At 69.0% G+C, this 23,940-nt stretch carries 21 protein-coding genes and 1 pseudogene; 7 read left to right on the forward strand and 15 right to left on the reverse strand.

Annotation, left to right across the window (positions count from 1 at the left end):
- Window positions 1–58: 58 nt before the first annotated feature.
- Window positions 59–979, reverse strand: coding sequence for a LysR substrate-binding domain-containing protein (locus tag KY49_RS01880; protein WP_042583132.1), 921 nt, complete (start codon window positions 977–979; stop codon window positions 59–61).
- A gap of 80 nt (window positions 980–1,059) precedes the next feature.
- Here KY49_RS01880 and KY49_RS01885 point away from each other — a divergent pair, with 80 nt between their 5' ends.
- Window positions 1,060–1,983, forward strand: coding sequence for a carbon-nitrogen hydrolase family protein (locus tag KY49_RS01885; RefSeq protein ID WP_042583133.1), 924 nt, complete (start codon window positions 1,060–1,062; stop codon window positions 1,981–1,983).
- Between the two features lie 56 nt (window positions 1,984–2,039).
- Here the strand turns inward: KY49_RS01885 and KY49_RS01890 are convergent, their stop codons facing one another.
- The 8 genes from KY49_RS01890 to KY49_RS01925 form a co-directional block, all read right to left on the reverse strand.
- Window positions 2,040–2,726 carry a helix-turn-helix transcriptional regulator gene (locus KY49_RS01890; RefSeq protein ID WP_042583134.1) on the reverse strand — a complete coding sequence of 229 codons (687 nt, stop codon included), beginning with the start codon at window positions 2,724–2,726 and terminating at the stop codon, window positions 2,040–2,042.
- A 73-nt stretch (window positions 2,727–2,799) separates the two neighbouring features.
- Window positions 2,800–3,195 (reverse strand): VOC family protein, encoded by a 396-nt coding sequence (locus KY49_RS01895; protein WP_042583135.1) that lies wholly within the window; start codon window positions 3,193–3,195, stop codon window positions 2,800–2,802.
- Between the two features lie 346 nt (window positions 3,196–3,541).
- Complete coding sequence (locus KY49_RS01900; protein WP_042583136.1) at window positions 3,542–4,840, reverse strand: THUMP domain-containing class I SAM-dependent RNA methyltransferase; 1,299 nt, start codon at window positions 4,838–4,840, stop codon at window positions 3,542–3,544.
- Between the two features lie 183 nt (window positions 4,841–5,023).
- A complete protein-coding gene (locus KY49_RS01905; protein ID WP_042583137.1) occupies window positions 5,024–7,147 on the reverse strand; it encodes a site-specific recombinase in 2,124 nt (707 codons plus the stop codon).
- A gap of 436 nt (window positions 7,148–7,583) precedes the next feature.
- Entirely contained in the window at window positions 7,584–8,300 is a 717-nt protein-coding gene (locus KY49_RS01910; protein ID WP_042583138.1) for a PqiC family protein, read from the reverse strand.
- Window positions 8,297–9,916, reverse strand: coding sequence for a PqiB family protein (locus KY49_RS01915; protein ID WP_042583139.1), 1,620 nt, complete (start codon window positions 9,914–9,916; stop codon window positions 8,297–8,299). The genes KY49_RS01910 and KY49_RS01915 overlap by 4 nt, the downstream gene beginning before the upstream one ends.
- Entirely contained in the window at window positions 9,909–10,544 is a 636-nt protein-coding gene (locus tag KY49_RS01920) for a paraquat-inducible protein A (RefSeq protein WP_042583140.1), read from the reverse strand. The genes KY49_RS01915 and KY49_RS01920 overlap by 8 nt, the downstream gene beginning before the upstream one ends.
- On the reverse strand, window positions 10,541–11,194 hold the full coding sequence (locus KY49_RS01925; protein ID WP_042583141.1) for a paraquat-inducible protein A: 654 nt from the start codon (window positions 11,192–11,194) through the stop codon (window positions 10,541–10,543). Before KY49_RS01925 ends, KY49_RS01920 begins: the two co-directional genes overlap by 4 nt.
- Before the next feature lie 253 nt (window positions 11,195–11,447).
- Here KY49_RS01925 and KY49_RS01930 point away from each other — a divergent pair, with 253 nt between their 5' ends.
- From KY49_RS01930 to KY49_RS01945, 4 genes are all read left to right on the forward strand, one after another.
- The gene (locus tag KY49_RS01930) at window positions 11,448–12,008 is read left to right on the forward strand and encodes a cytochrome b (protein ID WP_042583142.1); all 561 of its coding nucleotides are present in this window, start codon (window positions 11,448–11,450) and stop codon (window positions 12,006–12,008) included.
- 8 nt (window positions 12,009–12,016) lie between these two features.
- Window positions 12,017–12,580: a YceI family protein gene (locus tag KY49_RS01935; protein WP_042584507.1), complete on the forward strand. Its 564-nt coding sequence runs from the start codon at window positions 12,017–12,019 to the stop codon at window positions 12,578–12,580.
- Window positions 12,581–12,646: 66 nt separating this feature from the next.
- A complete protein-coding gene (locus KY49_RS01940; protein ID WP_042583143.1) occupies window positions 12,647–13,240 on the forward strand; it encodes a YceI family protein in 594 nt (197 codons plus the stop codon).
- Window positions 13,241–13,321: 81 nt separating this feature from the next.
- The gene (locus KY49_RS01945; RefSeq protein ID WP_082062294.1) at window positions 13,322–13,747 is read left to right on the forward strand and encodes an MFS transporter; all 426 of its coding nucleotides are present in this window, start codon (window positions 13,322–13,324) and stop codon (window positions 13,745–13,747) included.
- An 81-nt stretch (window positions 13,748–13,828) separates the two neighbouring features.
- Here KY49_RS01945 and secF read toward each other — a convergent pair whose 3' ends face one another.
- The 5 genes from secF to queA form a co-directional block, all read right to left on the reverse strand.
- Window positions 13,829–14,779, reverse strand: a complete 951-nt coding sequence (gene secF / locus KY49_RS01950; RefSeq protein ID WP_010091395.1) for a protein translocase subunit SecF — start codon at window positions 14,777–14,779, stop codon at window positions 13,829–13,831.
- Window positions 14,780–14,795: 16 nt separating this feature from the next.
- Window positions 14,796–16,820: a protein translocase subunit SecD gene (gene secD, locus KY49_RS01955; RefSeq protein WP_042583144.1), complete on the reverse strand. Its 2,025-nt coding sequence runs from the start codon at window positions 16,818–16,820 to the stop codon at window positions 14,796–14,798.
- 106 nt (window positions 16,821–16,926) lie between these two features.
- Complete coding sequence (yajC, locus tag KY49_RS01960; protein WP_042583145.1) at window positions 16,927–17,253, reverse strand: preprotein translocase subunit YajC; 327 nt, start codon at window positions 17,251–17,253, stop codon at window positions 16,927–16,929.
- 244 nt (window positions 17,254–17,497) lie between these two features.
- Window positions 17,498–18,685 (reverse strand): tRNA guanosine(34) transglycosylase Tgt, encoded by a 1,188-nt coding sequence (gene tgt / locus KY49_RS01965; protein WP_042583146.1) that lies wholly within the window; start codon window positions 18,683–18,685, stop codon window positions 17,498–17,500.
- A gap of 184 nt (window positions 18,686–18,869) precedes the next feature.
- Window positions 18,870–19,934 carry a tRNA preQ1(34) S-adenosylmethionine ribosyltransferase-isomerase QueA gene (gene queA / locus KY49_RS01970; protein WP_042583147.1) on the reverse strand — a complete coding sequence of 355 codons (1,065 nt, stop codon included), beginning with the start codon at window positions 19,932–19,934 and terminating at the stop codon, window positions 18,870–18,872.
- Window positions 19,935–20,094: 160 nt separating this feature from the next.
- Between queA and recG the strand changes: the two are divergent.
- Window positions 20,095–22,412: pseudogene (gene recG / locus KY49_RS01975) on the forward strand (ATP-dependent DNA helicase RecG).
- 125 nt (window positions 22,413–22,537) lie between these two features.
- The gene (locus KY49_RS01980) at window positions 22,538–23,497 is read left to right on the forward strand and encodes a LysR substrate-binding domain-containing protein (RefSeq protein WP_010091417.1); all 960 of its coding nucleotides are present in this window, start codon (window positions 22,538–22,540) and stop codon (window positions 23,495–23,497) included.
- Between the two features lie 169 nt (window positions 23,498–23,666).
- Here KY49_RS01980 and KY49_RS36770 read toward each other — a convergent pair whose 3' ends face one another.
- Entirely contained in the window at window positions 23,667–23,864 is a 198-nt protein-coding gene (locus tag KY49_RS36770) for a hypothetical protein (RefSeq protein ID WP_156162411.1), read from the reverse strand.
- Between the last annotated feature and the right edge of the window lie 76 nt (window positions 23,865–23,940).

The raw sequence follows: 23,940 nt of genomic DNA on the forward strand, positions 1-23,940 counted from the left end.
GTCAAGCAGTCAGCCGGACTGGGACGGCCCGATCGGCATTGCGCCGATCGGGCTTTTTTCATGGCCTGACGATCCGTTCGATGCACGCGGCGACGGTGTCGCGCACACGCACGATCGCCGGATCGCGCTGCGTGCTCGTGCGCCAGCCGATTTCTACCGGATAGCCGGGCAGTTCGACCGGGCATGCGACGCAGCGCAGCGGCGTCGTCCGCGCGATCGCCCGCGCCGCGTGCGCGGGGATCGTCGCGATGGCGGCCGTGCCGAGCAGCAGGTAAGGCAGCGCGGCGAAATGCGTGGTCGACGCGGCGACGCGCCGCTTGTGGCCGAGCGCGGCCAGCGCTTCGTCGACGATGCCGATCACGCCCCCTGACGACACCAGCAGATGGTCGTGCCGCAGATAGTCGGCGAGTGTCAGCGCGCGCGCCGACCGTGCGCGCGCCGCCGGATCGATCAGGCACGCGTAGCCGCCGGTCGCGACCGCGCGCCGGCTCAGCCCGCTCGCCGAAAATCCGCCCGACGCGATCGCGAGGTCGACGCCGTGCCGCAGCAGCGCGTCGCCGGCGATGCCGCTGTGCGTCTGCCGGAAGATCAGCCGGATGCCGGCCGCCTCCTTCGCGACCGCGGCGATCAGCGCGCTGCCGAGCGCGATCTCGAAGTCGTCCGACAGCCCGAGCGAGATCGTGCGGCCGAGCCGGTCGCCGCTGTCGGCGGCGATCGCGAGGCTCTGCCGGCAGCGGTCGAGCGCGTCGGACAGGATCGGCTTCAGCTCGTCCGCGCGCGGCGTCGGCGCGAGCCCTCGGCCGGTGCGCACGAACAGCGGATCGGCGTAGAGCACGCGCAGCCGTGCGAGCGCCGCGCTGACGGCCGACTGCGTCAGATCGAGCCGCAGCGCCGCGCGGCTCGCGCCGCCTTCCTCGTACAGCGCCTCGAACACCTTCAGCAGGTTCAGGTCGATGCGAGAGATATCATCGCCGTTCATATCACTTATCGTTCCATCGATTTGATCGATGGAATCTTATCGACAAAGATGGCGTCATTTCCATCACCGGAGACACCGTCATGTCCACCTCGGTCATCGCCGCGCTGCAGCTCGGCACATCGCCTGCCGGCACGCGCGCCACGCTCGACAAGATCCTCGGCTACGAAGCGGCGATCCGCGATTGCGGCGCATCGCTCGTGGTGCTGCCCGAAGCCGTGCTGGGCGGCTATCCGAAAGGCGAGATCTTCGGCACGCGGCTCGGCTACCGGCTGCCCGAAGGCCGCGACGCGTACGCGCGCTATGCCGCGCAGGCGATCGACGTGCCGGGGCCGGAAACCGACGAGCTGGCCGCGCTGTCGCAGCGCACCGGCGCGAGCCTCGTGGTCGGCGTGATCGAGCGCGGCGGCAGCACGCTCTATTGCACGGCGCTGTTTTTCGATCCGCGCGACGGGCTCGTCGCGAAGCATCGCAAGCTGATGCCGACCGGCACCGAGCGGCTGATCTGGGGGCAGGGCGACGGCTCGACGCTGCCCATCGTCGAGACCGCCGCGGGGCGGGCCGGCGCCGTGATCTGCTGGGAGAACCACATGCCGTTGTTGCGCTGCGCGATGTATGCGAAGGGCGTGCAGATTTGGTGCGCGCCGACCGTCGACGAGCGCGACGTCTGGCAAAGCTCGATGCGCCATATCGCGCACGAAGGGCGCTGCTTTGTCGTGAGCGCGTGCCAGGTGCTGCCGTCGCCGCGCGCGCTCGGGATCGACGTGCCGGGCTGGGACCCGGAGCGGCCGCTGATCCGCGGCGGCAGCGTGATCGTCGGACCGCTCGGCGACGTGCTGGCCGAGCCGCTGATCGGGGAAGAGGGGCTCGTCACCGCGCGCATCGATCTCGACGAGCTGGTGCGCGCGCGTTACGACTTCGACGTGGTCGGGCACTATGCGCGCGCCGACGTGTTCTCGCTGCACGTGGACGAACGACCGAAGCGAGCGGTGGTGTTCGGGGAATGAGCGAACCGGCGGCGGCGCGCGCGACTGTGCCGCTGCGTGCCGCCTGCTCGGGCGCGTCAGCGCATCGGCGCTTCCGCGATCCGCATGTAATCCGCGATGCGGCGCCCTTCCATGTCCGGAAACTGCTCGTGCACGGTGATGTCGCCCATCCGCGCGATGTCGAAGGTGCGAAAGTCGTCGCGCAGCTCGCACCACGCGCCGATCGTCCAGCGTCCGCCCCAGTACACGAGCCCGAGCGGCCACACGCGGCGCTGCGTGTTCGCGCCGAGGCGGTCGCGATACGCGAAGCTGACGACGTGCCGCGTGTCCACCGCCTGGTGGATCGCATCGACCTTCGCGCAGAACGCCGCGTCGATGTGGAACGACGGCGCGAACACCGGCAGGCGGTCGAGCGCGGTGCGCTTGTCGGCCGGCATCGCCGACGCGATCTTCGCGAGCGCCGAACGGGCGCCGCCCGCGAAGCGCGCGCCGCCCCAGGTCTCGAGCATCCGCGCGCCGGCGGCGAGCGCCGCGAGCTCCTCCGCGGTGAAGGTGAGCGGCGGCAGGCTCGCGTTGCGGTTCAGCCGGTAGCCGATGCCGGCCTCGCCTTCGATCGGCACCCCTGACAGTTGCAGGTCGCGCACGTCACGGTACACGGTGCGCGGCGACACCGACAGCCAGTCGGCCAGCTGCTGCGCGGTCGTCAGGCGACGCCCGCGCAGCAGCTCGGCGATCTGGAACAGGCGATCGGCACGACGCGTCATTGCTGCACCTCGATTCCGTCAAAAGCGGCGACACCGCGATGATAGCGCCGCGCCCGCCGCCCGGTGGACGCCGTCAGTGGCATTTCGGCGCGTGCAGGCCGACGCGGTTGCCTTCGGTATCGATCAGGTAGCCGATGTAACCGTAGTTGTTCGGCAGTTCGACGACCGACCCCTGCACGACGCCGCCCGCGCGCTTCGCGCGGTCGAGCGCCGCGACGACAGATTCGCCCGCATTCAGGTAGACGAGCACGCCGGTCGCGCTCGGCTTCATCTGCTGCGGGTCGTAGACGATGCTGCCGCCGGTGGCCGACGCTTCGTGGCCGAACACGGCCATCGGCACGCCGCCGATCACGTCGCGATGCAGCGTCGTCTGCAGCACGGTTTCGTAGAAGCGGATCGCGCGGTCGAAATCCAGGGACGGAATGTCGAACCAGGCGATTGCGCGTTGTTCCTGGGGTGCGGACGTCATGACCTGCTCCTTGTTTCGTTTGATTTTGTCTGGGAAACCAGCGTTGCATTGCGCCGGGATTGCAGTGTGATCGAGGGCTGCTGACAGCGTGCTGTCAGTAGCTTCGTCAGCCCTGACGGGCAACCGTCCGGATGCGTCACGGCCGAGTCGTGGCGGGAGGTGCGCGGATCGGCCGGTCGCGCGCCGGGAACGTCAGGACGACGATCCGTCACGGGAGACGGTTTCGCGTCTGGTTCGCAGAGGAGGTGAGGGGATGCGCGGGGCCGTGCGGCCAGCCTCGGCGGCGGGCGGCCGCAGAGGCGCCGCCCGCTGGGTGCGCGTTCGCACGGTCGCGAACGCGCGTCGCTCAGGCGTCGCCGTCCGGCGCGGCCGGACGCGCCTTCACGCTGCCCGCGATCAGGTCGAAGCGGAACAGCCGGCATTCGAGCGCGCCGTTGAAGAGCGGCGTCTTCGCCGATTCGCGCAGCCGGAGCTGGCCGGGCAGCGCGCGGTCGGACGTCAGCAGGAACGCCTGCCAGCCGGCGAAGCGCTGCTTCAGCGCGTCGCCGAGCGCATTGAAGAACTCGCTGTCGGGCGCGTCGGTGTGGGTGCGGCGGAACGCGTCGTCGTTGCCGCGATTGCGGCCCGTCTCGCGCGCGTCGCCGCGCGGGCCGCGGCCGCGCACTTCGATCCGCTCGCCGTACGGCGGGTTCGCGACGATGATCCCCGGCGCGTCGCACGGCGGCGTCATCGCGCGCGCGTCGACCTGCTTGAGCCACAGCGACGGCACGCCCGCGCGTTCGAGGTTCGCGCGCGCCTTCTCGAGCATGTCGCCGGAGATGTCGCTGCCGTAGACGAGCAAATCGTCGCGCTTGCCGCGCGCCGCGCGCTTCGCGTCGAGCGCCGCGACCTTCAGGCCCTGCCACGCGGTGATGTCGTATTGCTTGAGCTTTTCGAAGCCGAAGCGGCGCTCGACGCCCGGTGCGACGCCCAGCGCGATCTGCGCGGCTTCCGCGAGGAAGGTGCCGCTGCCGCACATCGGGTCGTACAGCGGCGTGCCCGGCGTCCAGCCCGTCAGGCGCAGGATGCCGGCCGCGAGGTTCTCGCGCAGCGGTGCCGCACCCTTGTCGAGGCGCCAGCCGCGCTTGAACAGCGGCTCGCCGGACGTGTCGAGGTACAGCGTGCAGTCGGTGGCGGTCAGGAACGCGAACACGCGCACGTCGGGCGCGCCGGTGTCGATGCTCGGGCGCGCGCCGGTCTTGTCGCGCATCCGGTCGCAGATCGCGTCCTTCACGCGCAGCGTCGCGAACTCGAGGCTCTTGAGCGGCGACTTGATCGCGGTGATGTCGACGCGCAGCGTCTGCGTCGCCGCGAACCAGCGCTCCCACGGCTGCTCGAGCGCGAGCGCGTAGACGTCCTGCTCGTTGCGGTACGGGCGGTGCGCGATCTTCAGCAGCACGCGGCTCGCGATCCGCGAATGCAGGTTCGCGGCCATCCCGGCGGCCCAGCCGCCCCGGAAATGGACGCCGCCCGGCACCTGCGCGCCCGCGGCGAACGGCGCGCCGTTCAGATGGCTGCCGGCGATCTCGGCCAGCTCGGCGGCAAGCGCCGCTTCGAGGCCGCGCGGGCAGGGGGCGAAGAATTCGTACTGGGTGGGCGAGGACATAAGGCGGGGGAGGACGGACAAAAGTCCATTATTGTACGCGGCGCGGGCGGCAGGGCCGGCGCGTCGTGCCGCGAGGGCCGCCGGCGGCCCGCAGAGGCCGGTTCGAAGCGGCCGGCCGCCCCTCGTGGAATCCGTTCGGCGTGCGGCGCCGTGCGGCCCGACCCGGCGGGCCGCACGCGGCGCTCAGTGCGACCCCGACTGCCCCGCGCGGGCCGTCGCGCCGGCTGCCGGCCAGACCAGCACGAGCGGATTCGCGAGCACCGCCCGGCCGATCGCGCCGACGAGCGCGCGCACCTTGGTCGGCCGCAGGCTGCGCGAGCGCACGGCCATCGTGAACGCGAGCGCGAAGCTCACCGCGACGTTGAGGATCGCCATGCTGAGCACGCCCGCCGCCGCCCACCACAGCTCGGGCGAGCCGAGCGTGTCCTTGCCGAGCACGCCGAGCGCGATGCCGATCGAGCCCGCGGACAGCGTCACGTGACGCACCTCGAACGAAAACGCGACGGCGGTGACGATCACCGGCACGAGGCCGAGCATCAGGCCGAGGCCGACGTTGCCGACCACGCCGGCGACGTTCGAGCGGCAGAAATGCGCGAGCTTGGCCGCGCCGGCCGCGCCGAGCGTGAGGCGCAGCCGGCGGTTGTATGCGAGCGCGTCGCCGACGCGATGCAGCACGAACCAGTTGTCCGCCCAGCCGGCGAGCAGGCTCGACGACCACAGCAGCACGCCCGTGAGCGCCGCATAGAGCGGCGTCGGGCCGAGCAGCGAGAACGACTGCAGCGTCGCATGCGCCTTGTGCGCCGAGATCAGGTTCGCATGCAGCACGCCGCCCGCGAACAGCTGCACGAGCAGGCACACCGGCAGCACGACGAGCACGTTGCCGCAGATCGCCGCCGCCTGCGTGCGGATCAGCGCGATCACCGACGACACGAACTGCTTCACGCCGTCGTCGTGGACCGTGCCGTCGAGCTCGCGCGCGAGCGTCGGCGCGGTCATCGCCGGCTGCTTGGTCGCGAGCGTGAAGTGCAGGAAGTGCATCACCATGAAGCTCGCCGCGTAGTTGACGCCGGCCAGCAGCCCTTCGAGCATCGACTGCAGGTGTGCGCCGGTGATCGCGAACTTCAGGCAGACCGTCGCGACGGTGACGAGCCCGCCGCCCGCGGCCATCCGCAGCATCTTCAGGTATTCGGCGCGGCCGCGCGTGATGTAGTGCTCGCCGGTGTCCGCGTTTGTCTCGACGAGCTTGCGCGCGAACAGCGAGAAATTGCTGCGCACGAGGTGCGACACGCTCTGGCTGTTCTGGTTGGCATCGACGAGCTCGGCCGTGAGGCGCGCGGTCCCGCGCAGGTCGTCGCGCGCCATCCACGCGTTCAGCAGCATTTCCGCGCGCTGGATGCGCATCCGCATCCGCTCGACCTGGAACACGATGTCGACCGACACGCCGTTGCGGTACAGGTGCGCGAACACGTCGTCGACCGCGATCCGGCATTCGTCGAGCAGCACGCGCAGGTAGTTGACCTCGTGCAGCAGCTTGCTCGGGGCGCCGCCTTCCTCGAGCGCGGCGTGCGCGGATTCGACCGCGAGCATCGCGCCCGTCAGCCGGTAGAACGGCTGCGCTTCGAGCGGCTTGGGCGCGTCGTCGTCGGACAGGCGGCTGCGCACGGTCTGCGACAGGCCGGTCGAGCTGATCTGGCAGGTCAGGTTGTGCAGCGCCGCGAGCAGGTCCCGAGAAAGCGAGCCGGGCTCGTGACGCTCGTCGTCGGTCACGTCGAACGACAGCAGGTCGGCGAGGCGCGCGAGCAGGTCGTCGGGCAGCGCGCCGATCCACTGGGCATCTTCCGGCGCGGGGAACATCAGCGTGAACAGCGCGGACAGTTCGCGGCGGTTCGGCGCGGGCGGGATCATCGACGAGTCGAGCCGCTCGAACAGCGCGCCGAAGAAGCCCGAGTGCACGGGCATGCCCGCGTCGCACAGCAGCGAGATGCCGTCGCATTCGCGCAGGATGCCGCGCAGGGTCCGCGCGGCATGCGATTTCCACGCCGGGTTGCGGTCGAGCACGTGGAACAGGTAGCGCAGCCGCGCATGCGCGGGGAACGTGCGCGCGTCGTCGTCGCGTTCGGCGGCGTCCTTCGCCGCGGCCTGCATCGCGCCGCCGCGGCGCAGCCAGTGCGCGAGCTCGATCAGCCATTCGCTGCGCTCGGCGTAGGGCGCGTCGGCGTCGGCGTGCGCCAGCAGCGCGTCGAGCTGGTGGCTCGCACTGCGCGACGCGCGCCACTTTTGGATCAGGGTCGTCAGGGAACGAAACATAAACGGAAACGGAATGGCGAAAGCCCTGGTCGGGCGGGTTTCGGATGCGGCGACGGCCGCGAAGCGGGCGCGGCGCCTTGGGTTGCGGTGTGGCTGGCCGGGCCGCCCGGCACGGCGCGGCGGCCCAGGGCGACCCGCAAGCGGCCCGTTCGATACGGCTCGCGCGGCGTCACGCGCGCGGGCGAAGGGCGCTGCGGCTTGCGGGCGGCACGGCGCGGCCCCGGCGAAGGGCGGATCGACGGCCGGCGCAAGCAGGGAACCTGCGTAGGATCGTCAATCAGTCTCGAAAATGCAAGCCGACCGGATTGCCTGTCGCCGGTTCCGGCGGATTGTGACAAAGAATGCAAGATCGGTGGGTCGCCTGGCTCGCGAGTCATGTGCGGGGCGCGGCGTAGCGCGCACGTCGAAGCCGCGCGCACGCCGCGGTCGCTGCCGGTTACGTCCCCGCTTTGCCGGTCGCGCCGGCGGCGTCGCCGGACGTCGGGTTCGCCGGGCACGGGACGAGCGGCGCGGCGGACTTGCCGCCGGAAGCCGTCGCGGCCGGCCCGCCGCGCCGCGCGGCCAACGCGCGCACGCCGGCGGCCGCCTGCGTCGCGATCGCGTCGAGCGCGCGCCGATGACCGGCGACGAGCGCGTCGTAGCCGTCGCCGACCGGCTCGGCGACGCTCGTGCGGCAGGTCATCACAACCTGCGTGCCGACCGCGCGCACGCTCCACACCGCGTCGATCGCCGCGCGCTTGGCCGGCCACGACTCGAAGCGCTGCACGTTGACGCTGACCCGGTACACGGGCACGCCTGCCGGATACGCGGAATTCACGACGTCGATCGTGCCGAGCTGCGCGGCGAGGTCGTCGGACAGCGCGCGGCGGATCTCGTCGGCGGGCGGCGACGCCCAGCGCTCCAGCTCGAGCACGTCGACCTGCGCGGCGTTCTTCTGCACGACGAGCTGGTTCTTCGCGACCTGCTCGGGCACGCCGACGGACGGCACCTCGATCAGGAACGGCGGATTGGCGGGCGCCGTGCGCACCGCGAGCGCCGCGTCGGCGGGGGTGAGCGTATAGAACCGCGCGGGCGGCGAGCTGCACGCGGCGAGCGCCAGCGCGGCGAACACCACCGCCGCGCCGCTCGCGAAACCGTTCACGCGTGTCGTCATTGCTTGTCTCCTGGCTTGCCCTTGAGCAGCGATTCGGGGTGGCGCTCCAGATAGTCCGAGAGCGCGTTCAGCGATTGCAGCGTGCGCGTGAGCTCCTTCAGCGCGCCGCGCACGTCGGACTGCAGCGGCGAATCCTGCTGCAGCGTCGCCTCGGCGGCCGAGAAGGTCTGCTTCGCGGCCGACAGCGTGTCGCGCGCCTCGGGCGCGACCTGCGTGTCGAGCTGCTTGAACAGCCGGTCGGCATTCGCGAGCGTGCTGTTCAGGTTCGCGCCGATCTGCTCGAACGGCACCTTGTCGAGCTTCTTCGCGATGTCGGCGACCACCACCTGCAGCTCCTCGAGCTCGTTCGGCACGGTCGGCAGCTCGAGCGGCTGGCGCGCCGGATCGATCTTCGCGGCCGCCGCCTTCGGGAAGAAGTCGAGCGCGACGTAGAGCTGGCTCGTCAGCAGGTTGCCGGTGCGCAGCTGGCCGCGCAGCCCGCGCTCGACGAGCCGCTCGACGATCCCGCGGCGCGCGGTCTCGCCCTTGCTCTCGATCGTTTCGCGGAAGCGCCGGCCGAGCCGTTCCGGATAGAGGTTCATCGTCACCGGCATCGTGAAGCTCTTCGCCTTCGGATCGTAGTCGATGCCGATGTTCGTGACCTCGCCGAGCACGATGCCGCGGAAGTCGACCGGCGCGCCGACCGCGAGCCCGCGCAGCGACTGGTTGAAGTTCATCACGACCTGCAGCGGCGGGCCGTCCGGCTCGCGCATCGCGTCGGCCTCGTCGGAGCCGAGGTGGAACACCGTGTTGTTCGGCGCGGCCGAGCCGTTCGTCTGGTTCGGCGGCGCCTGGAACGCGATGCCGCCGAGGATCACGGTCGCGAGCGACTGCGTGTTCAGCTTGAAGCCGCTCGAGTCGAGCCGCAGGTCGACGCCGCTCGCCTGCCACCAGCGCGAGTTGACGCCGACGTACTGGTCGTACGGCGCGTTGACGAACACGTTGACGGTCACGCCCGTGCCGTCCTTGTCGAGCGCGAAGCCGACCACCTGGCCGACCTGCACGCGCCGGTAGTAGACCGGCGAGCCGATGTCGATGGAGCCGAGCGACGCGCCGCGCAGCACGTACTGCGTGCCCTTCTGGTCGCCGGTGACGGGCGGCGGCGTCTCGAGGCCCGTGAAGTCGGTCTGCCCTTCCTGCGAGCGGCCGGCGTCGACGCCGATGTACGCGCCCGACAGCAGCGTGCCGAGCCCCGACACGCCGGTCGCGCCGATCCGCGGGCGCACGACCCAGAAGCGCGAGCCCTTCACCGCGAAGTCCTCGGCCTCCTTCTTGAGCTGCACGTCGACCAGCACGCGCGCCAGGTCCTTCGACAGCGTGATCGTCTTGACGATGCCGATCTCGACGTCCTTGTACTTGACCTGGGTCTTGCCGGGCTCGAGGCCTTCGGCGCTGCGGAAGCTGATCGTGATTTCCGGGCCGCGCTCGCGCACGGACTTGATCACGAGGCCGATGCCGATCAGCGCGGCGACCAGCGGCACGAGCCAGACGAGCGACGGCAGCCAGCCGCTTTTCGTCGAGATCGCCGGATCGGGGGGCCGGGGCCGGTCGTGCTGCGGGCCTTGCGGACTATTCATGGTGTTTCCCTGAGTTTTCGACGGGATCCCAGATCAGGCGGGGATCGAACTGCATCGACGCCAGCATCGTGAGGATCACGACCGAGCCGAACGCGAGCGCGCCGGGGCCGGCCGTGATCACGGCGAGCGAACGAAAGTGGACGAGCGCGACGGTGAGCGTCACGACGAAGATGTCGAGCATCGACCAGCGGCCGATGCGCTCGACGATCCGGAACAGGCGCGTGCGCTGCAGCGGCCGCCACGGCGAGCGGCGCTGCGCGCTGATCACGAGGATCACGAGCACGCCGAGCTTGAGCATCGGCACGAGGATGCTCGCGACGAACACGACGACGGCGAGCGGCCACTCGCCCGAGGTCCAGAAATAGACGACGCCGCTCATGATCGTGTCCTGCTGCGCGCCGACGAGCGACGACGTGCGCATGATCGGCAGCAGGTTCGCCGGAATGTAGAGGATCGCGGCGGCGAGCAGCAGCGCCCAGGTGCGCGCGATGCTGTTCGGCGTGCGGAAATGGAGCGCGGCGCCGCAGCGTGCGCAATGCGCGTGTGCGTGCGTGCGGTCGAGCGGCTGCACGAGCCCGCACGTGTGGCAGCTGGCGAGGCCCTCGCGGGCGGCGGTCGGCGTCGTCATCGGCGGGGCGCCTCCGGCAGCGGCGCTTCGTCGTCGCCGGGCCCGGCGCGCAGCTCGTCGGCGAGGTCCCACAGCCGCTGCGGGTCGAACATCAGCACGACGGCGATCATCAGCGTCAGCGCGGCGAACGCGAACAGCGCGGCTTCCGGCACGACGCGCGCGAGCGAGACCATCTTCACGATGGTCACGATGATGCCGAGCATGAACACCTCGATCATCCCCCACGGGCGCACCAGCTGGATCGCGCGCAGCACGAAGTTGAACCCGGGCGGCACGATGCCGCGCCGCATCGGAAACAGCAGATACAGCAGCGCGGACATCTCGACGAGCGGAAACAGCACGGTCGAGCAGAACACCATCACGGCGACGAGCGCCATGTCCTGGCGCCACAGCGATTCGATCGCGCCGAGCAGCGTCGTCTGCACGCGGTTGCCGTTCACGTCCATCTCGAGGATCGGGAACGCCTGCGCGATCACGAACGTGATCAGCCCCGCGAGCGCGAGCGCGCAAATCCGCTCGAGCTGGGCCGAGCTGCTGCGGTAGAGCACCGCATCGCAGCGCGGGCAATGCGCGACGTCGCGGCCGCTAAGACGCGGTTTGTGCAACAGTGCGTCGCATTCGTGGCAGGCAATCAGGTCGTTTCGATGCATGGGGAAAGCGGTTGAGCGACGGCAGGGACACGCGTCGGCGGGGCCGGAACCCGCGCCAATCTTACCAAAACGCGCTTTTTGCGGTGTCAACACCGGGATCGGATGTGACCGATCGGTCACGCCGGGCAGGGGGCCGCGCGGGCGGCCGTGTTCGTGGTGAGAGTCCGCGCGCGACAAAAGGTTGCGGTAGCATGGCGCCCTTGGCCTGCGTCGGATGATTGGCGGCGCGGCCGTTCGCTGAATTGAGGAATCCATGGCATCGAATTCGCTGCCGGCCGCATCGGCCCGCTATACGAGCACCGCGATCGCGCTGCACTGGCTGATCGCACTGCTGATCGTCTGCGGCTTCGCGCTCGGCTGGGTGATGACCGACATCCCCGGCTTCACGCCGACGAAGCTCAAGTATTTCTCGTGGCACAAGTGGATCGGCGTGACCGTGTTCGCGCTGGCCGCCGTGCGCGTGCTGTGGCGCGCGACCCACATGCCGCCGCCGGCGCCCGCGGGCATGCCGGCGCTGCAGCGCATCGCCGCGCACGGCGTGCACATGCTGCTGTACGTGCTGATGATCGTGATCCCGGTGACGGGCTACCTGTACAGCTCCGCGTCGAACATCCCGGTCGTGTATCTCGGCATCGTGCCGCTGCCGCGCCTGATCGATCCCGATCCGGCGCTGAAGGAAACCTTCAAGACGCTCCATGTGTCTTTGAATTACATTTTGCTTGCGCTCGTCGCGCTGCACGTGCTCGCGGTGGCCAAGCATCAGTTGTTGGACCGCGACGGCCTGCTGTCGCGGATGCTCCCCTCTGCCAAATGAAGGATCCCATGAAAGTGTCTTTCTCCCGCTCCGTGCTGCTGGCCGCGTTCGCCGCGGCGTCGTTCGCCGCGTCGGGCGCCGCGCATGCCGACGTCGATCTGGCGAAAAGCAAGGTGTCCGCCGTGTCGAAGCAGATGAACGTGCCGACCGAAGGCGTGTTCAAGAAATTCAGCGCGCAGATCAAGTTCGATCCCGCGAAGGCCGCGCAGGGCAGCGCGCAGGTGGCGATCGACATCGCGAGCTACGACCTCGGCGACAAGATGTACAACGACCAGGTCGCCGGCAAGGACTGGTTCGACGCGAAGACGTACCCGCAGGCGACCTTCCAGTCGACCGCGATCGCGCCTGCCGGCGGCAACAAGTACAACGTGACCGGCAAGCTGACGATCAAGGGCAAGACCGAGACGCTGACCGTGCCGGTCACCGTCACGCAGAGCGGCGCGACGCAGGCCTTCGACGGCGTGCTGCCGATCAAGCGTTCGGCGTTCAACGTCGGCACCGGCGAATGGAAGGACACGTCGATCGTCGCCGACGAGGTGCAGATCAAGTTTCATATCGTCGCCGCGAAGTAAGCGCGGCGGCGTGGCATCGCAACCCGAAGCCGCACCGGCGTGCGGCGACGTTCCAAGGAGATTGAATTGAGCAAGCATCTGATGATCGCGGCGGGCGCGCTCGCCGCAGCCCTGTCGTTCCCGGCGTTCGCCGACGTGTCGACGTACCAGTTCGACCCGACCCACACGTACCCGAGCTTCGAGGCCGACCACTTCGGCGGCCTGTCGGTGTGGCGCGGCAAGTTCGACAAGTCGAGCGGCACGGTGACGCTCGATCGCGCCGCGAAGACGGGCACGGTCGACGTGACGACCCAGCTCGCGTCGATCAGCACCGGCAACACGAAGCTCGACGAGCACCTGCAGACGAACGAGTTCTTCGACGTCGCGAAGTACCCGGAAGCGGTCTACAAGGGCACGGTGAAGTTCAAGGGCGACAAGCCGGCCGAGGTGGTCGGCAACCTGACGCTGCACGGCGTGACCAAGCCGCTGACGCTGAAGATCGATTCGTTCAAGTGCATGCCGCACCCGATGCTCAAGCGCGAAGTGTGCGGCATCGACGCGGTGGGCGAGTTCAACCGCGACGAATTCGGCCTCGACTACGGCAAGCAGTACGGCTTCAAGATGCAGACCAAGCTGCTGATCACGGCGGAAGCGGTCAAGCAGGACGCCGCCAAGCAGTAAGCCGGGCCGCGCCGGCGCCGATCGCGCCGGGCCGCCTGCGGGAAACCGCCGCGCTCCGTTGCCGGGCGCGGCGGTTTTTTATTGCGCGCCGCCGGCGCGCCGCTCGTCGGCCACTGGTCGGACCGCTACGGCCGCGTGCGCGTGATGGCCGCGCCGGCCGTCGGCATCCTCGTGCTGATCCATCCGGCGTTCGCGTACCCGGTCGCGCATCCGGGCTTCGGCACGCTGATCGCGGTGCAGATCGTGTGCGCGTTCCTGATGACCGGCTATTTCGCGGGGCTGCCGGCGCTGCTGTCCCGGGTGTTCCCGGTGCAGACCCGCACGACGGGGATGTCGCTCGCGTATAACGTCGGCGTGACGATCTTCGGCGGCTTCGGGCCGTTCATCATCGCGTGGCTGATCCGCGCGGCCGGGATGAAGACCGCGCCGAGCTTCTACGTGATGTTCGCGGCGGTGCCGAGTCTCGCGGCGCTGGCTGTGCTGCGAAGGCGGTTCGGGTTCCGGTGAAGCGGAGCAGGGCGGCGCGCACAAGCAAAAAGGCCGGTTCGAGCGAACCGGCCTTTTCCGTTTGCCGAGGCAGCGACGCGCTTACACCTGCGCGCCCGCGTTCGGATCGTCCGGATCGTGCGCGAGCTTCTTTTCCTTGATCAGGTCTTCGCGCTTGATGCCGAGCCACATCGCGAGCGAGCCCGCGACGAACACCGACGAGTAGATGCCGAACAGGATGCCGACCGTCAGCGCGAGCGCGAAGTAGTGCAGCGTCGGGCCGCCGAAGAAGAACATCGACAGCACCATCATTTCGGTCGACGTGTGCGTGATGATCGTCCGCGACATCGTGGTCGTGATCGCGTGGTTGATCACTTCCTGCACGCTCATCTTGCGTTCGCGGCGGAACGTCTCGCGGATCCGGTCGAAGATGACGACCGACTCGTTCACCGAGTAGCCGAGCACCGCGAGGATCGCGGCGAGCACCGCGAGCGAGAACTCCCATTGGAAGAACGCGAAGAAGCCGAGAATGATCACGACGTCGTGCAGGTTCGCGATGATGCCCGCGACCGCGTACTTCCATTCGAAGCGGAACGACAGGTAGATCACGATGCCGATCACGACGCACGCGAGCGCGAGCAGGCCGTCGGTCGCGAGCTCCCGGCCGACCTGCGGGCCGACGAACTCGACGCGCTGCAGCGTCACGTCCGGGCTTTGCGCCTTCAGCGCGGTCATCACCTGGTCGCTCTGCTGCGCGGACGTGAGGCCCTGCTTGAGCTGCAGGCGGATCAGCACGTTGCGCGACGTGCCGAAGTTCTGCACCTGCGCGTCGGCGTAGCCGAGCTTGCCGAGCGTCGCGCGCACGGGCTCGAGCTGCGCGGCCTGCTGGTACTGGACCTCGATCACCGTGCCGCCGGTGAACTCGACGGACAGGTGCAGCCCGCGATGGAGCAGGAAGAACACGGCGGCGAGGAACGTGACCAGCGAGACCACGTTGAACACCAGCGCGTGCCGCATGAACGGGATGTCTTTACGGATGCGGAAAAATTCCATGATCGTCTCCGGGGCCTTATTGGGTCGAGCCCGGTTTCTTCGGCGGCAGGCCGGCCTGCGCGCGGTTGCGCAACTGCGGCTTGCCGGTGCGCGGCGCGTTGCCCTTCGCGGGCGCGGCGAGCTTCGCGGCGCGCGCGGTGTCGGTCGCTTCGTCGGCGGCGTCGAACGACGCGGCGCCGGCGGTCGCGCCTTCCGGCTTCCACACCTGGCCGATCGCGAGCGACTTCAGCTTCTTGCGGCCGCCGTACCAGAGGTTGACGAGCCCGCGCGAGAAGAACACCGCGGAGAACATCGACGTCAGGATGCCGAGGCAGTGCACGATCGCGAACGCGCGCACCGGGCCCGAGCCGAACGCGAGCAGTGCGAGGCCGGCGATCAGCGTCGTGACGTTCGAGTCGAGAATCGTCGCCCACGCATGCGAGTAGCCGGCCTGGATCGCGAGCTGCGGCGGGTGGCCGGCGCGCAGTTCCTCGCGCACGCGCTCGTTGATCAGCACGTTCGAGTCGATCGCCATGCCGAGCGCGAGCGCGATGGCGGCGATGCCGGGCAGCGTCAGCGTCGCCTGCATCAGCGACAGCACCGCGACCAGCAGCAGCAGGTTCACCGACAGGCCGATCACCGAGATCATGCCGAACAGCATGTAGTACAGGATCATGAACACGGCGATCGCGGCGAAGCCCCAGATCACCGAGTGCACGCCCATCTTGATGTTGTCGGCGCCGAGGCTCGGGCCGATCGTGCGTTCCTCGATGATGTCCATCGGCGCCGCGAGCGAGCCGGCGCGCAGCAGCAGCGCGAGGTCGGCCGCGGCCTGCGGGGTCGGCTGGCCGGTGATCTGGAAGCGGTCGCCCAGTTCCGACTGGATCGTCGCGACGGTCAGCACCTCGCCCTTGCCCTTCTCGAACAGCACCATCGCCATCGGCTTGCCGATGTTCTCGCGCGACACCGCGCGCACCGAGCGGCCGCCCGCCGAGTCGAGGCGGATGTTGACCGACGGGCGCTGGTGCTCGTCGAAGCCGGCCGACGCATCGATGATGCGGTCGCCGGTGAAGATCACGTCCTTCTTCAGCAGCACGGGCGCCTGGTTGCCCTGCGTGAACAGCTCCTCGCCCGGCGGCACGGGGTCGTTCGGGTTCGGGTGCGTGTTGATCGGATCGGCGAGGCGCGCTTCGAGCGTCGCGGTGCGGCCGATGATGTCCTTCGCCTTCGCGGTGTCCTGCACGCCCGGCAGCTCGACGACGATGCGGTCGCTGCCCTGCTGCTGCAGGATCGGCTCCGACACGCCGAGCTCGTTGACCCGGTTGTGGAGCGTGGTGAGGTTCTGCTTGAGCGCCGCGTCTTCGACGGCCTTCTGCACGGCCGGCGTGAACGTGCCGACCACCTGGACGCCGCCGCCGCCGGGCTGGGTCGCCCATTGCAGCTCGGTGACCGACGACGCGAGCGCCTTGCGGGCGTCTTCGGCCGTTTGCGGATCGCTGAAGTTGACGACGACGGATTGATCGACGCGGCTCACGCCGCCGTCGCGGATGTTCTTGTCACGCAGCAGCGTGCGGGCGTCGGACGCGTCGGAATCGAGCTTCTTCGTCAGCGCGCCCGTCATGTCGACCTGCAGCAGGAAGTGGACGCCGCCGCGCAGGTCGAGGCCGAGATACATCGGCAGCGCGTGCAGTGCGGTCAGCCAGCGCGGCGACGCGCTCTGCAGGTTCAGCGCGACGACGTACTGCGGATCGCTCGGGTCGGCGTTCAGCGATTTCTGCAGCAGGTCCTTCACGCGCAGCTGCGTATCGGTGTCCTTCAGGCGCACGCGGATGTTCGCGTTGGCTGCCGTGTTCTCGAAGGTGACGTCGTCCGGCTTGATCTGCGCGGCCGTCAGCGCGGCTTCGACCTGGCTCAGCGTCGCCGAGTCGAGCTTGACCGTGGCCTTGCCGCTCGACACCTGCACCGCCGGCGCTTCGCCGAAGAAATTGGGCAATGTGTACAGAAAGCCGATGGCGAGCGCCACGACCATCACGACATATTTCCAGATTGGGTAACGATTCATGAGGGGGCCGAACGGGGTAGTTGGCTTGAAAGCGTCGCGTCCGGCGCCGCGTCGGCCCGCTTCTCGGGCGGGCGCGGCGCGGGGAGCCGGACGCTCGGACCAGGGCTTACAGCGACTTGATCGTGCCCTTCGGCAGAATGGTCGTGACAGCGGCCTTCTGCACGGTGATTTCGGTGCCTTCGGCGATCTCGACGCCGATGTAGGCTTCCGACACCTTCGTCACCTTGCCGACGAGCCCGCCGCTCGTGACGACCTCGTCGCCCTTGGCCATGGCCGCGAGCATGTTGCGGTGCTCCTTCTGGCGCTTCATCTGCGGGCGGATCATGATGAAATAGAGCACGGCGAACATCAGGATGAGCGGCAGGAAGCTCATCAGGCTCGATTCGGCGCCACCCGCGGCACCTTGCGCGAAGGCATTGGAAATGAACGGCACGTTGGTCTCTCCGTAAGGGAAGATCGAAAATTAAGCCGGTTATTCTACCACCGGCCCCAAGCCGCGACGGCGCGGCAAATGCGCTTTGGGATCAAGCTGTTAAAGCGGAATTCGGCGCCATTGCGGCTTGATAAGAAAGGCGATTGTAATATTCGCCGGTCCGGGCCGATAGTTTTCCGGGCTTTTTTTAGTACTTGTTTCGATTCGCGGGCCGCGTCGGCGTGTCGCGCGGCCCGCCGGTACTTCAGTCGACGCCTCTCGCGCGATCCTCCGCGAAGCGCTGGCGGAACGCGTCGAACGTGTGCGTCTCGATCGCCTCGCGGATCTCGCTCATCAGCTGCAGGTAGTAGTGCAGGTTGTGGATCGTGTTGAGCTGCGCGCCGAGGATCTCGCCGACGCGGTGCAGGTGATGCAGGTAGCCGCGCGAGAAGTTCTGGCAGGTGTAGCACGCGCAGCTCGGGTCGAGCGGCTTCAGCGAATTCTTGTGCGTCGCGTTGCGGATCTTCACGTCGCCGAAGCGCGTGAACAGCCAGCCGTTGCGCGCGTTGCGGGTCGGCATCACGCAGTCGAACATGTCGATGCCGTTGGCGACGCCGTCGACGAGGTCCTCCGGCGTGCCGACGCCCATCAGGTAGTGCGGCTTGTGCGCGGGCAGCTTCGGGCCGACGTGCCGCAGCACCCGCATCATGTCTTCCTTCGGCTCGCCGACCGACAGCCCGCCGATCGCGAGGCCGTGGAAATCCAGCTCGGCGAGGCCCGCGAGCGATTCGTCGCGCAGGTCCTCGAACATCCCGCCCTGGACGATCCCGAACAGCGCATTCGGGTTGCCGAGCCGGTTGAACTCGTCGAGCGAGCGCTTCGCCCAGCGCAGCGACATCCGCATCGAGTCGGCCGCTTCCTTGTGCGTGGTCGGCACGCCGTTGGTCGCGTAGGGCGTGCACTCGTCGAACTGCATCACGATGTCCGAGTTCAGCACCTTCTGGATCTGCATCGACACTTCCGGCGACAGGAACAGCTTGTCGCCGTTGATCGGCGACGCGAACGTGACGCCGTCCTCGGTGATCTTGCGCAGGTCGCCGAGCGAAAACACCTGGAAGCCGCCCGAATCGGTCAGGATCGGCTTGTTCCAGCCCATGAAGCCGTGCAGGCCGCCGTGCGCGTCGATCGTGTCGAGGCCCGGGCGCAGCCACAGGTGGAACGTGTTGCCGAGGATGATCTGGGCCTTGATCTCGTGCAGCTCGCGCGGCTGGATCGCCTTCACGGTGCCGTAGGTGCCGACCGGCATGAAGATCGGCGTCTCGACCACGCCGTGGTTGAGCGTCACGCGGCCGCGCCGCGCGTGGCCGTCGGTCGTCAGCAGGTCGAATTTCAGGCCGTTGTGCGGGCGGATGTGGGCGTGCGTATCGTGATCGTGGGAGGGACCTTCGGTCATCGTGTTGTTCTCCTTGCCACCGGAATAAGCTTTGCATGGGACCGGAGTATGCGCTAAAGCGCCAACTCCGGATCGCAAGTCCGGCGCATGTTGCGGACGCCGCCGGAATGCCGGCGGCGGGATGAAAATCGGGTGTGCGCTACCGTAGCGCGCTGCGCGGATGTCCGGCAGCGTTGCGCAACACTTACGCGCCGGCTTCCGGCGCGCTGCGCCGCGTGAGCAGCATCGCGTCGCCGTAGCTGAAGAAGCGGTAGCGCTCGTCGATCGCGTGCCGGTAGGCGGCGCGGATCGTCTCCACGCCCGCGAACGCCGAAACGAGCATCAGCAGCGTCGATTTCGGCAGGTGGAAATTGGTCACGAGCCGGTCGACCACGCGAAATGCGTAGCCGGGCGTGATGAAGATGTCGGTCTCGGCCTGCGTCGCCGCGAGCGGACGGCCCGCGGCGTCGGCGTCGCGCGCCGCGGCTTCGAGCGCGCGCATCGACGTCGTGCCGACCGCGATCACGTTGCCGCCGCGCGCGCGGGTCGCGGCGATCCTGTCGACCAGCGACTGCGGCAATTCGTACCACTCGCTGTGCATCTTGTGCTCGGCGAGGTTCTCGACCCGCACCGGCTGGAACGTGCCCGCGCCGACGTGCAGCGTCAGCGTCGCGCGCTCGACGCCCATCGCGTCGAGCTTCGCGAGCAGCGGCTCGTCGAAGTGCAGGCCGGCCGTCGGCGCGGCGACCGCGCCCGGGTTGCTCGCGTAAACGGTCTGGTAGCGCGTCTCGTCGGTCGCGTCGGGGTCGTGCTCGATGTACGGCGGCAGCGGCAGGCGGCCGTACTGCTCGATCAGCGTCAGGCACGGCGCCGGGAAATGCAGCGTGAAGAACGGCTCGACGCGCTCGCCGAGCGTCACGTCGAACGCGTCGGCCAGCGTCAGCGTCGTGCCGGGCCCGGGCGACTTGCTCGCGCGGATCTGCGCGAGCGCGGTGTGGGTGCCCGTCACGCGCTCGATCAGCACCTCGACCTTGCCGCCGCTCGCCTTGTGGCCGAAGAAGCGCGCCTTCAGCACCTTGGTGTCGTTGAACACGAGCAGGTCGCCGGCCGCGATGCACGACGGCAGCTCGGCGAAACGGCGATCGACGAGGCGGGCCGGCGCGACCGTGTTGTCAACCTCGAGCAGGCGGCTCGCGGTGCGGTCGGGCAGCGCGGTTTGCGCGATCAGCTCGGGCGGCAGATGGAAATCGAAATCGGAAAGCGTGAGCATGCGGGCTGGTTCGAAGCGGCCGGCGCGCGCTGCCGATAGGCTAAAACGCGTAAATGGGGCGCGCGAGCCGCTATGATGGCGGAGTCGCGGCTTGGCCGGCGTCGCTCGTTCGGACGACGTGAAAGCCGCTATTGTACTTGCGAAGCCCTCTGCCGATCCGATGCCTGTGTCACCACGCCGTTCCACCGCCGCCGCCGTTGACGATCCCGCCGACCCGTTCGACGCGGGCGAGGCCGCGCCGCCCGCGCCCCGCACGGGGCGCGCCGCGCGGCGCCGCGTCGTGGCGCAGACGGCCGGCTCGCGCAGCCGGCGGCGGCCGCGCCCGACGTGACGGCCGAGCCTGCTGCATCGGAGGCGGCCGCGTCCGCGCCTGAGCCGGCCGCGCCGAAGCGCAAGAAGGCCGCGGCCGACAAGCCGGTGAAGACCGCCGACAAGCTCGCGAAGCTCGGCCTCACGCGCTCGATCGATCTCGTGCTGCACCTGCCGATGCGCTACGAGGACGAAACCACGCTCACGCCGATCGACGAGCTGCTGCCCGGCGGCATTGCGCAGACGGAAGGCGTCGTGTTCGACAACGAGGTCGCGTACCGGCCGCGCCGCCAGCTCGTCGTGAAGATCCAGGACGACGACGGCGCGCAGCTCGTGCTGCGCTTCCTGAATTTCTACGGCTCGCAGGTCAAGCAGATGGCCGTCGGCCAGCGGCTGCGCGTGCGCGGCGACGTGCGCGGCGGCTTCTTCGGGATGGAGATGGTGCATCCGGCGGTGCGGGTCGTCGACGAGCACGCGCCGCTGCCGCAGGTGCTCACGCCCGTCTATCCGAGCACGGCGGGCGTGTCGCAGGCGTACCTGCGCAAGGCGATCGAGAACGCGGTCGAGCGCACGCCGCTGCCCGAGTTGCTGCCCCCCGAGATCGACCGTGCGTACCTGAAGCCGCTCGGCGTGCCGTCGCTCGCGGACGCCGTGCGGATCCTGCACCACCCGGGCGTCGATTCCGACGAGCCCGCGCTGATGGACGGCTCGCATCCCGCGTGGACGCGCATCAAGTTCGACGAGCTGCTCGCGCAGCAACTGTCGCTCAAGCGCGCGCACGAGGAGCGCCGCACCCGCGCCGCGCCCGCGATGCCGCGCCGCGCGGCAGGCGACGCCGGCGCGTTGACGACGCGGCTCTACGCGGCGCTGCCGTTCACGCTGACGGGCGCGCAGGCGCGCGTCGTCGACGAGATCGCGCACGACCTGACGCTGCCGCACCCGATGCAGCGCCTGCTGCAGGGCGACGTCGGCAGCGGCAAGACCGTGGTCGCGGCGCTCGCGGCCGCGCAGGCGATCGACGCCGGCTACCAGGCCGCGCTGATGGCGCCGACCGAAATCCTCGCGGAGCAGCATGCGCGCAAGCTGCGCGGCTGGCTCGAGCCGCTCGGCGTGTCGGTCGCGTGGCTCGCGGGCAGCCTGAAGGCGAAGGAAAAGCGCGCGGCGATCGAAGCCGCCGCGCTCGGCACCGCGCAGCTCGTGATCGGCACGCACGCGATCATCCAGGACGCGGTCGAATTCGCGCGGCTCGGCCTCGTGATCGTCGACGAGCAGCATCGCTTCGGCGTCGAGCAGCGCCTTGCGCTGCGCGCGAAGGCCGCCAACGCCGCGGACGGCGCGCAGGGCTTCCAGCCGCACCAGCTGATGATGTCGGCGACGCCGATCCCGCGCACGCTCGCGATGACCTACTACGCGGATCTCGACGTGTCGACGATCGACGAATTGCCGCCGGGCCGCACGCCGATCCTGACGCGCCTCGTCGGCGACGCGCGGCGCGAAGAGGTGATCGCGCGGGTGCGCGAGGCCGCGCTGACGGGCCGCCAGGTCTACTGGGTCTGCCCGCTGATCGAGGAAAGCGAGACGCTGCAGCTGCAGACGGCCGTCGAAACCTACGAGACGCTCGTCGCCGCGCTGCCCGAGCTGAAGGTCGGCCTCGTGCACGGACGCCTGTCGACCGCCGACAAGGCGGCGGTGATGGACGCGTTCACGCGCAACGAGGTGCAGCTGCTCGTCGCGACGACGGTGATCGAGGTCGGCGTCGACGTGCCGAACGCGTCGCTGATGGTGATCGAGCACGCGGAGCGCTTCGGCCTCGCGCAGCTGCACCAGCTGCGCGGCCGGGTGGGGCGCGGCACCGCGGCGTCGGTGTGCGTGCTGCTGTACAGCGGGCCGCTGTCGCTCGCGGGCCGCGCGCGGCTGAAGACGATGCGCGAGACCACCGACGGCTTCGAGATCGCGCGGCGCGACCTCGAGATCCGCGGGCCGGGGGAATTTCTCGGCGCGCGCCAGTCGGGCGCCGCAATGCTGCGCTTCGCGAACCTCGAAACCGACGGCTGGCTGATCGAGCCGGCGCGCGAAGCGGCGGCGCGGCTGATCGCCGCGTACCCGGACGTCGTCACGCAGCATCTCGCGCGCTGGCTCGGCGCGCGCGAGCAGTACCTGAAAGCGTGATGGCGGATTGAGGGCCGGATTTAAAAGCGCCGTTTTGCGCGTCAGGATGCGGAGAAACTTGGCGAACCGGCACCACAGGGTGTATAAAATAAACCTATCGCCTGTATATATTTGATTGACCCGCAATGACACTGACTGAACTGAAATACATCGTCGCGGTTGCGCGCGAACGGCATTTCGGCCGCGCGGCCGAAGCGTGCTTCGTGAGCCAGCCGACGCTGTCGGTGGCGATCAAGAAGCTGGAAGACGAGCTCAACGTACAGATCTTCGAGCGCGGCGCGAGCGAAGTGAGCGTCACGCCGATCGGCGACCAGATCGTCACGCAGGCACAGCGCGTGCTGGAGCAGACCTTCGCGATCAAGGAGATCGCGAAGCAGGGCAAGGACCCGCTCATCGGGCCGTTCCGGCTCGGCGTGATCTACACGATCGGGCCGTACCTGCTGCCGACGCTCGTCAAGCAGATGATCCAGCGCGTGCCGCAGATGCCGCTGATGCTGCAGGAGAACTACACGCTCAAGCTGCTCGAACTGCTGAAGCAGGGCGAGATCGACGCCGCGATCATGGCGCTGCCGTTCCCGGAAACGGGGCTGATGGTGCGGCCGCTGTACGACGAGCCGTTCGTCGTCGCGCTGCCGGCCGGGCATCCGTGGGAGAAGCGCAACCAGATCGACGCGGAGGACCTGAAGCAGGAAACGATGCTGCTGCTCGGCAACGGCCATTGCTTCCGCGACCACGTGCTCGGCGTGTGCCCGGAACTGATGCGCTTCTCGCAGACGGCCGACGGCATCCAGAAGACCTTCGAGGGCTCGTCGCTCGAAACGATCCGCCACATGGTCGCGAGCGGCGTCGGCATCACCGTGCTGCCGCGGATGTCGGTCGCCGAGATCGGCCCGCGCGCGAACGGCCCGGACGCCGAGCTGCTGTCGTACGTGCCGTTCAACGAGCCGGTGCCGGACCGCCGCGTCGTGCTCGTGTGGCGCAAGAGCTTCACGCGGATGCCCGCGATCGACGCGATCAGCGAGGCGATCGCCGCGTGCGAGCTGCCGGGCGTCGCGAAGCTCGACATGCCGGCCACGATGAACTGATCAGGCGCGGCCTGTGGTCGCAGTTCAGGGACGGGACCTTGCGGCCCCGTTTATTTTTGCCTATCGTATAGATGAAATTTATTGATTTCAAAAAATCAATAGCGAAATATAGAATCCTTCGCATGGATCGAGCGGCGTTGCGCACCGGTCCGCACGTTCAATGCAAGCGTCAAAGGAGGATGTCATGATGCATTTGGTCATGCAGCACGCGCAGCGGAAGATCCCGCCGCGCGGGAAGGTCTTCGATCGCGCCCGGGCCGCGATCCGGCGCTTGCGCCCGATTGCGTTCGCCTACCTGGCGCAGCGCACGTACGGCGGCTGAACGCGCGCCCAGCCCGGCATCGATTCCGGCATCACCGTAGTACACGGGAGAGGGTCTCCTGTTTTTTTCCCCGCAGTGCCCGTCCGCCGACGGCGCCCGGCTTCCGGGCCGAGCAGGCGGA

Origin of the sequence: Burkholderia sp. MSHR3999 (assembly GCF_000833595.1) — a bacterium.
Classification (GTDB): domain Bacteria; phylum Pseudomonadota; class Gammaproteobacteria; order Burkholderiales; family Burkholderiaceae; genus Burkholderia; species Burkholderia ubonensis.

Bases quoted from the DNA above. Each gene is read 5' to 3' on its own strand.
- KY49_RS01880 (WP_042583132.1), bottom strand. From the start codon at position 979: ATGAACGGCGATGATATCTCTCGCATCGACCTGAACCTGCTGAAGGTG.
- KY49_RS01895 (WP_042583135.1), bottom strand. From the start codon at position 3,195: ATGACGTCCGCACCCCAGGAACAACGCGCAATCGCCTGGTTCGACATT.
- KY49_RS01890 (WP_042583134.1), bottom strand. From the start codon at position 2,726: ATGACGCGTCGTGCCGATCGCCTGTTCCAGATCGCCGAGCTGCTGCGC.
- KY49_RS01930 (WP_042583142.1), top strand. From the start codon at position 11,448: ATGGCATCGAATTCGCTGCCGGCCGCATCGGCCCGCTATACGAGCACC.
- KY49_RS01920 (WP_042583140.1), bottom strand. From the start codon at position 10,544: ATGACGACGCCGACCGCCGCCCGCGAGGGCCTCGCCAGCTGCCACACG.
- KY49_RS01925 (WP_042583141.1), bottom strand. From the start codon at position 11,194: ATGCATCGAAACGACCTGATTGCCTGCCACGAATGCGACGCACTGTTG.
- KY49_RS01910 (WP_042583138.1), bottom strand. From the start codon at position 8,300: ATGACGACACGCGTGAACGGTTTCGCGAGCGGCGCGGCGGTGGTGTTC.
- secF (WP_010091395.1), bottom strand. From the start codon at position 14,779: ATGGAATTTTTCCGCATCCGTAAAGACATCCCGTTCATGCGGCACGCG.
- KY49_RS01980 (WP_010091417.1), top strand. From the start codon at position 22,538: ATGACACTGACTGAACTGAAATACATCGTCGCGGTTGCGCGCGAACGG.
- secD (WP_042583144.1), bottom strand. From the start codon at position 16,820: ATGAATCGTTACCCAATCTGGAAATATGTCGTGATGGTCGTGGCGCTC.
- queA (WP_042583147.1), bottom strand. From the start codon at position 19,934: ATGCTCACGCTTTCCGATTTCGATTTCCATCTGCCGCCCGAGCTGATC.
- KY49_RS01905 (WP_042583137.1), bottom strand. From the start codon at position 7,147: ATGTTTCGTTCCCTGACGACCCTGATCCAAAAGTGGCGCGCGTCGCGC.
- KY49_RS01915 (WP_042583139.1), bottom strand. From the start codon at position 9,916: ATGAATAGTCCGCAAGGCCCGCAGCACGACCGGCCCCGGCCCCCCGAT.
- KY49_RS01900 (WP_042583136.1), bottom strand. From the start codon at position 4,840: ATGTCCTCGCCCACCCAGTACGAATTCTTCGCCCCCTGCCCGCGCGGC.
- KY49_RS01935 (WP_042584507.1), top strand. From the start codon at position 12,017: ATGAAAGTGTCTTTCTCCCGCTCCGTGCTGCTGGCCGCGTTCGCCGCG.
- tgt (WP_042583146.1), bottom strand. From the start codon at position 18,685: ATGACCGAAGGTCCCTCCCACGATCACGATACGCACGCCCACATCCGC.
- KY49_RS01885 (WP_042583133.1), top strand. From the start codon at position 1,060: ATGTCCACCTCGGTCATCGCCGCGCTGCAGCTCGGCACATCGCCTGCC.